The organism is Pseudomonas sp. LPB4.O (assembly GCF_038383825.1).
In the GTDB taxonomy this organism is placed as follows: domain Bacteria; phylum Pseudomonadota; class Gammaproteobacteria; order Pseudomonadales; family Pseudomonadaceae; genus Aquipseudomonas; species Aquipseudomonas putida.
In genome coordinates, this window is record NZ_CP151298.1 from 4,192,684 (window position 1) to 4,204,482 (window position 11,799).

Sequence of the window (11,799 nt, forward strand, 5' to 3'; positions counted from 1 at the left end):
CATGAGCGATTTCAGCACCCTTGAAGTGATCCGTGACCCACGCGGCTTCGCCACCCTGTGGCTGAGCCGCGAGGACAAGAACAACGCCTTCAACGCACAGATGATCCGCGAGCTGATCGTGGCCATCGACCGCCTGGCCGAAGACGCCGGCCTGCGCTTTGTGCTGCTGCGCGGCCGTGGCCGGCACTTCAGCGCCGGCGCCGACCTGGCCTGGATGCAGCAGTCGGCGCAGCTGGACTTCAACACCAACCTGGATGATGCCCACGAACTGGGCGAGCTGATGTACGCCCTGCACCGCCTCAAGGCGCCTACCCTGGCCGTGGTCCAAGGTGCAGCCTTTGGCGGCGCGCTGGGCCTGATCAGCTGCTGTGACATGGCCATCGGCGCCGAAGACGCCCAGTTGTGCCTGTCGGAAGTCCGCATTGGCTTGGCGCCCGCAGTCATCAGCCCGTTCGTGGTCAAGGCGATTGGTGAACGCGCCGCGCGCCGCTATGCCCTCACTGCCGAGCGTTTCAGCGGCATACGGGCCCGCGAGCTGGGCCTGCTGGCCGAGGTGTACCCGGCCAGTGAGCTGGGCGCCCAGGTCGAAGCGTGGGTGAACAACCTGCTGCAGAACAGCCCACAAGCGTTGCGCGCCACCAAGGACTTGCTGCGCGAAGTGGACGACGGCGAACTCAGCCCGGCCCTGCGCCGCTACTGCGAGAACACCATCGCCCGCATCCGCGTCAGCGCCGAAGGCCAGGAGGGCCTGCGCGCTTTCCTGGAAAAACGCCGCCCCGCCTGGCAAACCGATGACAAGAAGGAACCGCGCCCATGAGCCGCCCCGCTTTGACCACCCTGCTGGTCGCCAACCGTGGCGAAATCGCCTGCCGGATAATGCGCACCGCCAAGGCCATGGGCCTGACCACTGTTGCCGTGCACAGCGCCACCGACCGTGACGCCCGGCACAGCCGCGAAGCGGATATCCGCGTCGACCTGGGCGGCACCAAGGCCGCCGAAAGCTACCTGCTGGTCGACAAGCTGCTGGCCGCTGCCAAGGCCAGCGGTGCCCAGGCGATTCACCCGGGCTATGGTTTTCTGTCGGAGAACGCTGGCTTCGCCCGCGCTATCGAACAGGCCGGGCTGATCTTCCTTGGCCCACCTGCCACCGCCATCGACGCCATGGGCAGCAAGTCGGCGGCCAAGGCGCTGATGGACGCCGCTGGCGTGCCGCTGGTGCCGGGCTATCACGGCGAAGCCCAGGACCTGGACACCTTCCGTGCCGCCGCCGAACGCATCGGCTACCCGGTGCTGCTCAAGGCCAGCGCCGGCGGCGGCGGCAAGGGCATGAAAGTGGTCGAGGAAGAAAGCCAGCTGGCTGACGCCCTGGCCTCGGCCCAGCGTGAGGCGCAGTCGTCGTTCGGCGATGCGCGCATGCTGGTGGAAAAGTATGTGCTCAAGCCGCGTCACGTCGAAATCCAGGTATTTGCCGACCAGCACGGCAACTGCCTGTACCTCAACGAACGCGACTGCTCGATTCAGCGCCGCCACCAGAAAGTGGTCGAAGAAGCCCCTGCCCCCGGCCTGTCGCCCGAACTGCGCCGGGCCATGGGCGAAGCGGCGGTGCGTGCGGCGCAGGCTATCGGCTATGTGGGTGCCGGCACCGTGGAGTTTCTGCTCGATGCCCGTGGCGAGTTCTTCTTCATGGAGATGAACACCCGCCTGCAAGTGGAACATCCGGTCACCGAGGCCATCACCGGCCTGGACCTGGTGGCCTGGCAGATTCGCGTGGCCTGCGGCGAGCAACTACCGCTCACCCAGGAACAGGTGCCGCTAATTGGCCATGCCATCGAAGTGCGGCTGTATGCCGAAGACCCGGCCAACGAGTTCCTGCCCGCGACCGGCACGCTTGCGCTGTACCGTGAGTCGGCGCCAGGCGAAGGCCGGCGGGTGGACAGCGGGGTCAGCGAAGGCGACGTGGTGTCGCCCTTCTACGACCCGATGCTGGGCAAGCTGATTGCCTGGGGTGAAAACCGCGAACAGGCGCGCCTGCGCTTGCTGGCCATGCTCGACGAGTTCGCCATTGGCGGGGTGAAGACCAACATTGCTTTCCTGCGCCGCATTCTCGCCCACCCGGCGTTTGTGGCGGCAGAGCTGGACACCGGCTTCATTCCCCGCCACCAGGATGTGTTGCTGCCGGCGCCCCATGCGCTGCCGGCGGGCTTCTGGGAGGCAGCGGCCGAAGCTTGGCTGCAGGGGCAGCCCGAGCATCAGCGCAATGACGACCGCAGTTCGCCGTGGGGTGCGCACAACGGCCTGCGCTTGGGCCTGCCGGCACGCAGCAGCCTGCATCTGGCAAGCGCCGGGCAGGACCAGGCGGTTGCCTTGGAGCGCAGCGCTGCGTCCACCTGGCAGCTAGCGGGTGAGCAACTGGTGCACGATCAGGCAGGCGTGCGCCGCCAGCATTTGGCAATCCGCCGCGATGGCACCCTGTACCTGCACTGGGATGGCGAGATGCACGCCATTCAGGCCTTCGACCCGATTGCCGAAGCCGAGGCCAGCCATGGTCATCAAGGCGGCCTGGGTGCGCCCATGAACGGTAGCATCGTGCGGGTTCTGGTCGAGCCGGGGCAGGTGGTTGAAGCCGGTACGGCACTGGTGGTGCTGGAGGCGATGAAGATGGAACACAGCATTCGTGCGCCGCATGGAGGGACGGTGAAGGCGTTGTTCTGCCAGGAAGGGGATATGGTCAGCGAAGGGACGGTGCTGGTCGAACTGGCTGAGTGATGTTGAGGCGGTTGGCTAGAGATTTGTAGGGGATTCAAGATCGAGCGCCGCCCGCGCGGCGCATCGCGAGCAAGCTCGCTCCTACATTTGTTTCGGGCCAGTAACGCCTGCGCAAACACGCGCGACCGCCTTGTTTGTTCCACGTGATATTGAGGTGGACGCCAAGGGGCCGCGCGCGCCTGCCTCAGGAATACCTGGCCCGAAACAGATGTAGGAGCGAGCTTGCTCGCGATGCGCCGCGCGGGCGGCGCTCGATCTTGAGGACGACACAACAACCAAGACGTGCCCCTTCAAACAACATCAATGACTCAAACCCATTCAAAAGGCCCCATGCACCCGCACGACCACACCCAGGAACTCGCAGCCCTCTTCGCACAACAGCGCCGGGTAGTTGCCGTTCAGTGCCTTCAAATAACGCTGCCCACCTTCCTCGGCCAGCTCGCGGAAAATCGCCGGCTTGCCCGGCTGACGAGCGATAACCAAGCGCCCGGCCTCAGCCTCCACACCTGGGTCGACCAGCATCCGCATGCCTTGTGGCACACTGCGACCACTGACAGCGCTCATCGCGTCATTTTCAACCGGCAACCAGAACGCCTTGCCTTGGGCCAGGTAGTCCGTCTGCTCGAACACCCCCGGCTCCTCACGCTCTGCAACACCTAGCTCATTCCAGGCAAACACCGGGTAGCGGAAACACACGATGTATTGCATCAGGTCCAGATCGTCATCGGCGTCATCCATCTGATAAACGCCACGCTCCTCGCCAACCTGCCCCTGGATGCGCAGTTGCAGACTGACGTTGTAGTGAGGCATGCCAATCTCGACGAACGTACGGTTCATCGACTCGATCTTCGGCTGACGCCGCTTGTTCACCCAATGCCCTACGCTGCCTTGAGACACGCCAACGCGCTCGGCAAGCTGCTCTTGAGTGAGCCCAAGCTCCTCCATCCGGTCACGGACGAGGGCAATCCATTTATCCATATTCATCGCTGGCACGATACGGACTGCCTTTAGCCGCTCAATAAACATTCAGTATTATTTATCAAAGGGCGCGAAAATACCCTAGGTATTATTATCGGTCGGACCCCTTCCCCTACTGGCTCTAGCAGGTATCAGGATGAAACCACCGAAAAACGACGAAACAGATCTCGACAGCGAAGCCGCCCGCCGCGCCCTCGACTACTACCTCAACCCCAAGCCGCAGCGCCCGACCCTCGACAACAAGATCTGGGCCCTGCACGAGAGCGTCACCGGCGACCAGGCCCGGGAGCACGCCATCGCCCTGCTGCGCTGCGCCGCCGCTACAGCGCAGGAAACCGCCAGCCACCAGCACGGCAGCCAGCGCGAGCTGACCTACGCGTTGATGCACATGATGGACATGGCCCGCGCCCTGCTGGAGCACAAGCGCGCCGCAGATCCGGATTTCTGAGTAAAAAGGAGGGAGAGAACGTGATGGCCGCGAACGGCAGAGGCCCCGACTGCCGGGACAAGGAAGCGCATCGGTAAAACTTTTTTACCGAATTAGCGAAAATTCATTTGACTGGCAAATGATAACGATTATTATTGCACTCAGCTGATCGCGAGATCTGCTGGATAACCTGGAGCTTAGGTCGCTCTCAGATTATCTCCTCATCAGGCTAATCACGGTTTTTGACCCGGCTTTTTGCCGGGTCTTTTTTTTGCTCTTCAGGCTAATGAAGATCGTGATGGCGCGCATGATAGCAAAGGTGTTTCAGGGCGTGAACGCTCATTACAAAACTTTGCGGAATCAGCACTTGAGAATCAATCTCGTTTCGCCTACGCTGGTCTCGCATCAAGGAAGATGCCCCCACCCCTCCCCTTCAAGCAAGGAGCTGTCCATGACCCGTCTGCTACTGCCGCTTGAACACCCAACGCCTGTTGCCGAAGACGATGCCGACCACGCCCTGCTGCATGCCCTGAAGCGGCTGCCCCGCCGCGTGCAGCAAGTATTCCTGCTCAACCGCCTCGACCAGTTGGATTTCGCCACCATCGCCGCCCGCCTCGACCTGCCCCTGGCGAGCATCGAGCGGAACATGGACCAGGCGCTGCAGGCCGGTCGCTCGCGCCGGGATGTGCTGGCGAGTGTTGCCGGGCAATGGTACGTGCGCTTGCAAAGCCCACAGGTGACGGCTTGCGAACGGATCGACTTTCGTCGCTGGCTGGATGCGGACCAAGCGAACTTGCAGGCGTTTCACGAGACAGAATTGCGCTGGCGCAGCCTGCTGGCACCGGCTATGCAGCTTGGCCATGACGGCTGGTATCGGCAAGGCCGGGCAGCGCTGTCGCTGGGCGGCTGTTCGGTTGCGGTTGGGCTTGGCGTGGCGGCGTTGGTGCTGCTTGGCTTCTGGGCCTGAGCTACGCACTTCAATTGTGAAGCGAAGCCCGTGCAGGCGATGGCCCGCCGCGCGAGCCCGATCACATCTTTGAACCGAATCCGGCTAAATTCTGCCGAGGATTAGGCAAAACTTTGGGAGGCTTACCGATGAGGCTTTCTCATAGATACACTACTTGGCGCGTCACTCAGTATGATTAAACCCTGCACTGCAGGGCTGGTTGCATGTTGGGGTCAAGCCTCTCATTCGAAGTTCTCGAGCATCCAGTCACGCAATCAACAGTAGGCGCTGTCATCTGTCTATTCGTTACCGAACAAAAAATGCGGGCTTTCTGTTTGCTCAAGCTGATTTTCAGCGGGCCTCACCAACAGCCAATGTTGCACCAGAGGATCGATCAGATAGTGCCAAACCAATGCGAGCCTCTAGTGTGCCAACGTCAACGTAATAATTGCATTTTAGCGGTTCACACTTAGGACATTGGCTAAATTACCAATGCGTGCTTTAAGGTTCAACCCACGCACTTCAAAACAGATAACTATTCGACGTGCTCTGCCACCTACGCACGTCCATAAGTGACCTTTTAAGCCCTCTAGGATTTGGACTTCCGGGTGCAGTTTCAAGTGCTGCGACGTGCAAATCGGGTATATCATATTGCACACCAGTCTGCGGCTCTGATAACTATCGCGGATCGTCGGAACCTAGCTTAGAAAGATATCCGGGCGAACCCCCGCCAAAAGCCTTGCCCCCCCGAAGCGAGTGAATTTGAACCAATGACTGATGGGCTCGTTGTGCTAGACCACCTCTATACTTTGGATCGCTCACGCCCGCAGGCGCTCTACCCCGGCTGAGATCGCCTCAGAATGGATATCAAGAGTCGCTAGCGCAGCCATGACGTTCTCATGTATGTGGACTGAGCCGCGATGGCTCACCCACAGCGAGAGCTCCTCCAGAGCTGCTCTGATGGCGACTTGGTTCAGATGCAACAGCTCAAGGGTGTCGGCTGTGGTTGAGGCTTGGTCATCCATGCGCATGCTCCAGATACGAGATTTCTAAGGGCAAATTTAGGGAAGTCCTAGCGTGTAAAGAATATACAGGACATCCGCTAGGGTGAGAATAGCCGTTTCTGCTGGCCTCGGGAGGTCTATTGAGATCGTCGGCGGGTTCAAATCCCTATCCCTAGTTGTGGCAGGATCAGTGATCCAGCTAGCGACCCCTGATCATCCTAGGTAGCGAAGTGGATGTTTCATATTAGTGCTGCATCTCGTAATCATGGGGGGCAGAGCTTCGATGCTTCCAACAAACTCATCTACTTTGCCATTGAGCTTGCGAACCTTTTCTAGGAGCGGTGTAATCGGGACCATAACGATCTACCGCACGCCTCTGTATGCCAATTAAAACCGCTCGACCGGGTCTGTGGTCATGAGCATCTGCTGGAACCGCTCCAAGAATATCGACTCGGCCTGAGTCAACTTCTGCTCGCGGTTCCAGAGCAGGTACACGTTCACATCGATCACCCCGTCCCATGGCGGCAGACGCCAGAGCTCGTTGGCCAGCACATCCGCCGCAACAATGTGCTCCGGCAGGCAGCCGATGCCATAACCAGCCCCCACCAGCCGAAGAATTTCATCCAGGCTCGGAGACGACGCGACAATGCGCCCGGTAAAGCCCTGCTGATCGCGAAACACCGTAAGCGGCGACAGGTTACCGCCCATCTGGTCACTGGTGAAGCTGACAAAGTTCTCGCCTTGAAGGTCCGCGACGGTCAGGTTCTTGCGACCAAAAAAACGATGGCGCTTGCCACAGAAAAACGCGTAGCGCTGTTCTAGCAGCACCCGTTGCTCCAGCCTTGGCTGGGGTGTGCGACACAGGCTCAAACCGAATGATGCGGTCTTCTGCAATAGGCCACTGACCACATCCGAACTGCGCAGCACATCGATTTCCAGTTCCACCTGCGGGTAGTCACTGTGAAACTGCGCCAGGAAGTCGTCGTAGGCACGGGACTGGATGCGGCTGATGCTCAGCAGGCGGATCTTGCCCGTCACTGTCTCGGCCGGGCTGTCCAGCGCAGGCCCCAGGCGCGAGACCGTGCCGTACAGCTCGGCCGCGATCTGCATCACCTCCTCCCCCGCCTGTGACAGGTTGATGCGTGGCCCACGACGTACCACCAAGGCACTGTCCAGTTGCTCCTCCAAACGCCGCAACGCCTGGCTGACGGCCGGCTGGCTCAGGTGCAGGCGTGCCGCAGCCCGGCTGATGCTGCCCTCCTGGCCGATTACCAGAAACGTCCGCAACAGGTTCCAGTCAAGGCGGTCGTTAAGGAAACGCTTGGCTTCCGGGTCTCTTGCCGGGGGCGTCGATGTCGGCGTCATTATTTGTTGGTCTTATACTTGAGTATTTAAATTAGAAGCTTTTCCTAGCATAGGACTTGGCTCAACATCTAGCAACGCACCGCCAGAGTGCCTTTGCCCTGCCCGTGCAGGGCTCTCCTTCTCCTGCCTATAACAATGACGCCCAGGAGCCTCAGATGAAGAGCAATACCCCCACCCCGCGTCGTGCCGCGGCGGCTGCCTTTATTGGCACCACCATCGAATTCTATGATTTCTACATCTACGCCTTCGCCGCAGCCCTGGTGCTCGGGCAGCTGTTCTTCCCCAGCGAAAACCCGATGCTCAGCACCATGGCCGCGTTCGGCAGCTTTGCCGTGGGCTTTATCGCACGGCCGTTCGCCGGCATGGTGTTCGGCCACCTGGGCGATCGCCTGGGGCGCAAGAAAATGCTGCTGGTCACGATTGTACTGATGGGCGTGGCCACCACCTGCATCGGCCTGCTGCCGACCTACGCACAAGCCGGTATCTGGGCCCCCATCGGCCTGATATTCCTGCGCCTGCTACAAGGCATCTCGGTCGGTGGTGAATGGGGCGGCGCGGTGCTGATGGCCAGCGAGCATGCGCCCAAGGGCCGCAAGGTGTTCTTCGCTTCGTTTGCCCAGTGGGGCAGCCCGGCGGGCCTGCTGCTGGCGCTGATCGCCTTCCGCTTCATTACTGCAATGGAGACGGAAGACCTGATGAGCTGGGGCTGGCGTATTCCGTTCCTGATGAGCGGGCTGCTGATGATCGTCGGCTTGCTGATCCGGTTCGGCGTGCCGGAGTCACCAGAATTTGCCGAGGTCAAGGACAGCGACCAGACCAGCGACAACCCAGTGCGCGAAGTGTTGCGCAACCACTGGCGGAACATCGTCTTCGCAGCCCTGGCCGTAACCATCGGCTCCGGCGGGTTCTTCTTCACCAACACCTTCATGATCACCTACGTCACCCAGTATCAGGGCATCGCCAAGACCACCATTCTCGATTGCCTGTTCGTGGTCACCATCCTGCAGTTTCTCTCACAACCCTGTTCGGCCATGCTCGCCGAGCGCCTGGGCGAAGGGCGTTTCCTGACCTGGGTCGCTGCACTGTGCATGGTGGTGCCGTACCCGATGTTCCTGCTGGTACAAACCGGCAATGTGATCTACATGACGGCCGGCATCGCCCTGGCCGTGGTCATGCTGTCGGCACTGTATGCGGTAATTGCCGGCTACATGGCCGAAGCGTTCCCGGCCCGGGTCCGTTACTCGGGCATTTCCATCGCCTACCAGTTGGGCAGCGGCCTGACCGGTGGCCTCACGCCAATGCTGGGCACGTTCGTTGCCGGCCAGTTCGCCGGGCAATGGGTACCGTTGGCGCTGTTCTTCAGCGTGCTGGCCTTGATGTCGCTGGCCGGCGTGCTGGGGCTCTCGCACCTGCGCAACGCCAGCGCCAGGCCGGTCGCCCTCTCCACTTCGCAAGGAATCGCCTGATGAGCAACAAGCCTCACGCCATGTCAGAAACCGAATGGCAAGCACGCTGCGAGCTGGCTGCGCTGTATCGCCTGATCGCCTACTACCGCATGACCGACCTGATCGACACGCACATCACCCTGCGTGTACCCGGGCCTGACCGGCACTTCCTGATCAACCGCTATGGCGTGGCATTCGAGAAGATGCGCGCCAGCGACCTGGTGCTGATCGACCTGGACGGCAACGTGGTCGACAGCCATTTCAACGGCGGCAAGGTCAATGCGGCCGGCTTCGTCATCCACTCGGCGATCCACGAGGCGCGCCCGGACCTGCACTGCATCATCCACACCCACACGGCAGCGGGCATGGCGGTGGCAGCACAACGTGACGGCCTGCTGCCACTGACCCAGCACGCGCTGAAGTTCTACGGCAACCTGGCGTATCACACCTACGAAGGCATCGCGCTGTCACTGGAGGAGCGCGAACGGCTGGTGGCCGACCTTGGCGCGCACAAGGCGATGATCCTGCGCAACCATGGGCTGCTCGCCGCAGGTAGCAACGTGGCGGCAGCGTTCCACGAAATCTATTTCCTGGAGCGCGCTTGCCAGGCTCAAATCCAGGCGATGTCTGCCGGCGTGGCGTTGAACATCCCCAGCGAGGAAGTGTGCCGGCACACCGCCGCACAGTTCGGGCGCGATGGCATCGACGGCATCATCGACATGGCCTGGCAGGCCGCGCTCAGCCTGATCGACGCGCAGCGCAGCGAGTGGTGCAGCTGACATGGCCAGCCTCGTATTGCTTTGCCAGAACCCGGCGCTGACTGACTGGCTGGCCGCGCTGTTCACCGAGCACGCCCCGCAGCTGAACGTGTTGCGCCCGGAAGATGCCGGCGCAAGGCACGCCGAAGTGGCCGTGTGCTGGTTCCCGCCCGAAGGTAGCCTTGGCCGCTTGCCGAACCTGCGCCTGGTGCACTCGATCGGCTCGGGCATCGATCACCTGGCGCAGGACAGCTCACGCGATGCGTCGCTGCCCGTGTGCCGGGTTGTCGACCCTGACCACACCCAGGGCATGAGCGAGTACGTGCATTGGGGCGTGCTGCACTTTCACCGGGGCTTCGACCGGGTGATCGCCGGCAATGCCAGCCAGCACTGGCAGCGCCCGGTGCAGCGCAAGGCGGGGGATTTCCGGGTCGGCGTGATGGGCCTGGGCGCGATTGGCGCACCGGTGGCGCAGCGGCTGGCGGCGGCGGGTTATGACGTGCGCGGCTGGGCCCGCACGCCGCGCCAGGTCGATGGCGTAGCCACCTTCGCAGGCCCGGCTTCACTGCAAGGCTTCCTCGCCGGGCTGGATGTGCTGGTCAACCTGCTGCCCCTCACCGCCAGCACGCATGGCGTACTGAACCATGCCGTATTCCGGCACATGGCAGAAGGCAGCGCGCTGATCAACTGTGGTCGTGGCCAGCACCTCAACCCGCACGACCTGCGCCAGGCGCTGGCCAGCGGGCAGTTGCGCGGCGCCTTGCTCGATGTGTTCGAACAGGAGCCGTTGCCTGCCGATTCGCCGCTGTGGCACACGCCCGGCGTGTGGGTGACACCGCACATGGCCTCGGCCGCGTCCGACCTGTGCATCGCCCGGCAAGTGGCCGACAACGTGTCGCGCCTGAGTGCCGGGCTGGGACTGAACAATCTGGTCGATCCCGAACTGGGTTATTGACCGCACGCGTTACCAAGAGGTGATTCATGAAAACGTTTTTCCATCCTGCTCAACGCCTGCACCACCCCCGCTCCTACCTGTCGCGTGGCCAGATGCGCCAACCGCAGGAAGTGCCGGCCCGCATCGACCCGCTACTGGCAGTAGTCGAAAAGCTCGGCTACCCGCTTTTCGAACCCGCCGACCACGGCCTGGCCCCGCTGGCGGCCGTGCATGGCCAGGCGTACCTGGACTACCTGGGCAGCGCCTACCAGCAGTGGCACGAAGTGCCGGAAGACTGGGGCGACGAGGTGATGTCGAACATTTACATCCGTGAAGGCAACCCCTTGCGCGGTATCCTCGGCAAGACGGCCCGCTACCTGGCCGATGGCAGCTGCCCGATCGGCGAGCACACCTGGCAGGCCGCCTACTGGTCGGCGCAGAGCGCGGTGGCCGCGGCACATGCGGTGATCGAAGGCGACCAGGCCGCTTATGCCCTGTGCCGGCCACCAGGGCACCATGCCCGCGCCGAAGCGGCAGGTGGGTTCTGCTTCCTTAACAACGCCGCAATCGCCGCCCAGGTGCTGCGTGGCAAGTTCGGCAAAGTCGCAGTGCTCGACACCGACATGCACCACGGCCAAGGCATCCAGGAAATCTTCTACGAACGGGACGATGTGTTGTACGTGTCGATTCATGGCGACCCGACCAACTTCTACCCGGTGGTCGCCGGGTTCGATGATGAGACCGGGGCTGGCGCAGGGGCTGGCTTCAACCTGAACCTGCCCATGGCCCATGGCGCCAGCGAAGCGGATTTCTTTGCCTGCATGGACAAGGCGGCAACGGCGCTGCGCGCCTTCGCCCCGGACGTGCTGGTGCTGTCGCTGGGCTTTGACATCTACGAAAACGACCCGCAGTCCAAGGTACACGTCAGCCATGAAGGGTTCCGCCTGCTGGGGCAGCGGATCAAGGCGCTGGGCCTACCTTGCGTGGTGGTCCAGGAGGGTGGCTACGACATTGCGACCCTGGATGAAAATGCCGCGCGCTTCTTTACCGGCATGACTGCCTGAGGCAAAACCCGATGTGCTCCGGGTTGCCTCGAGCAACCCGGCCTACCGAGCAATACAACAATAAAGAGCGCAACTTGCCGCACCCGCAAGTTAGCGATCAGGCCCCCGGCTG

The 11,799-nt window shown here is 62.1% G+C and carries 11 protein-coding genes; 8 read left to right on the forward strand and 3 right to left on the reverse strand.

Annotation, left to right across the window (positions count from 1 at the left end; translation table 11 throughout):
- Nucleotide 1 precedes the first annotated feature (1 nt).
- Together MRBLPB4O_RS19065 and MRBLPB4O_RS19070 are read left to right on the forward strand one after the other, a co-directional pair.
- Nucleotides 2-817, forward strand: coding sequence for a gamma-carboxygeranoyl-CoA hydratase (locus MRBLPB4O_RS19065; RefSeq protein WP_341796278.1), 816 nt, complete (start codon nt 2-4; stop codon nt 815-817).
- On the forward strand, nt 814-2,766 hold the full coding sequence (locus MRBLPB4O_RS19070; protein WP_341796279.1) for an acetyl/propionyl/methylcrotonyl-CoA carboxylase subunit alpha: 1,953 nt from the start codon (nt 814-816) through the stop codon (nt 2,764-2,766). Before MRBLPB4O_RS19065 ends, MRBLPB4O_RS19070 begins: the two co-directional genes overlap by 4 nt.
- Nucleotides 2,767-3,084: 318 nt before the next feature.
- On the opposite strand, the gene MRBLPB4O_RS19075 is transcribed toward MRBLPB4O_RS19070, so the two are convergent.
- Nucleotides 3,085-3,792, reverse strand: a complete 708-nt coding sequence (locus tag MRBLPB4O_RS19075) for a LexA family transcriptional regulator (protein WP_341796280.1) — start codon at nt 3,790-3,792, stop codon at nt 3,085-3,087.
- An 88-nt stretch (nt 3,793-3,880) separates the two neighbouring features.
- Here MRBLPB4O_RS19075 and MRBLPB4O_RS19080 point away from each other — a divergent pair, with 88 nt between their 5' ends.
- Both MRBLPB4O_RS19080 and MRBLPB4O_RS19085 read left to right on the forward strand, forming a co-directional pair.
- Nucleotides 3,881-4,192, forward strand: a complete 312-nt coding sequence (locus tag MRBLPB4O_RS19080; protein ID WP_341796281.1) for a hypothetical protein — start codon at nt 3,881-3,883, stop codon at nt 4,190-4,192.
- Between the two features lie 430 nt (nt 4,193-4,622).
- On the forward strand, nt 4,623-5,138 hold the full coding sequence (locus MRBLPB4O_RS19085; RefSeq protein WP_341796282.1) for a DUF4880 domain-containing protein: 516 nt from the start codon (nt 4,623-4,625) through the stop codon (nt 5,136-5,138).
- 797 nt (nt 5,139-5,935) lie between these two features.
- Here the strand turns inward: MRBLPB4O_RS19085 and MRBLPB4O_RS19090 are convergent.
- Nucleotides 5,936-6,142, reverse strand: a complete 207-nt coding sequence (locus MRBLPB4O_RS19090; RefSeq protein WP_241799429.1) for a hypothetical protein — start codon at nt 6,140-6,142, stop codon at nt 5,936-5,938.
- A gap of 366 nt (nt 6,143-6,508) precedes the next feature.
- Nucleotides 6,509-7,486, reverse strand: coding sequence for a LysR family transcriptional regulator (locus MRBLPB4O_RS19095; protein WP_341796283.1), 978 nt, complete (start codon nt 7,484-7,486; stop codon nt 6,509-6,511).
- A gap of 155 nt (nt 7,487-7,641) precedes the next feature.
- Here MRBLPB4O_RS19095 and MRBLPB4O_RS19100 point away from each other — a divergent pair, with 155 nt between their 5' ends.
- Genes MRBLPB4O_RS19100 through MRBLPB4O_RS19115 form a run of 4 tightly spaced genes read left to right on the forward strand, consistent with a single transcriptional unit; the run spans nt 7,642 to nt 11,687 of the window.
- Nucleotides 7,642-8,952, forward strand: a complete 1,311-nt coding sequence (locus MRBLPB4O_RS19100; RefSeq protein ID WP_341796284.1) for an MFS transporter — start codon at nt 7,642-7,644, stop codon at nt 8,950-8,952.
- Nucleotides 8,952-9,710 (forward strand): class II aldolase/adducin family protein, encoded by a 759-nt coding sequence (locus MRBLPB4O_RS19105; protein WP_174370010.1) that lies wholly within the window; start codon nt 8,952-8,954, stop codon nt 9,708-9,710. Before MRBLPB4O_RS19100 ends, MRBLPB4O_RS19105 begins: the two co-directional genes overlap by 1 nt.
- Nucleotide 9,711: 1 nt before the next feature.
- Nucleotides 9,712-10,644 (forward strand): glyoxylate/hydroxypyruvate reductase A, encoded by a 933-nt coding sequence (locus MRBLPB4O_RS19110; RefSeq protein WP_341796285.1) that lies wholly within the window; start codon nt 9,712-9,714, stop codon nt 10,642-10,644.
- A 26-nt stretch (nt 10,645-10,670) separates the two neighbouring features.
- Nucleotides 10,671-11,687: a histone deacetylase family protein gene (locus MRBLPB4O_RS19115; RefSeq protein WP_341796286.1), complete on the forward strand. Its 1,017-nt coding sequence runs from the start codon at nt 10,671-10,673 to the stop codon at nt 11,685-11,687.
- Nucleotides 11,688-11,799: the final 112 nt, after the last annotated feature.